We start from the raw sequence: 291 nt of genomic DNA on the forward strand, positions 1-291 counted from the left end.
CAACGTCCTACTCTCACAGGGACAAGGTCCCAACTACCATCGGCGCTAGAGAGCTTAACTTCCGTGTTCGGTATGGGAACGGGTGTGACCTCTCTGCCATCATTACCAGACATTATTCTTTTGAGACAATCATTATTATAACTTATTTACTTTAAAAGTCAACAAGTTTTTTATGTTCTCTCAAAACTAGATAACATTGCTACATATTATATGGTTAAGTCCTCGATCTATTAGTATTCGTCAGCTCCACATGTCACCATGCTTCCACCTCGAACCTATCAACCTGATCAT

1 rRNA gene is annotated in these 291 nt (G+C 40.2%); it reads right to left on the reverse strand.

Going from position 1 to position 291, the window contains the following annotated elements:
* Window positions 1-110: ribosomal RNA gene (rrf, locus tag MR136_RS28345) — 5S ribosomal RNA — on the reverse strand; the annotation flags it as partial.
* Window positions 111-291: the final 181 nt, after the last annotated feature.

Source organism: Bacillus cereus group sp. BfR-BA-01311, from assembly GCF_022664295.1.
GTDB classification, from domain to species: domain Bacteria; phylum Bacillota; class Bacilli; order Bacillales; family Bacillaceae_G; genus Bacillus_A; species Bacillus_A cereus.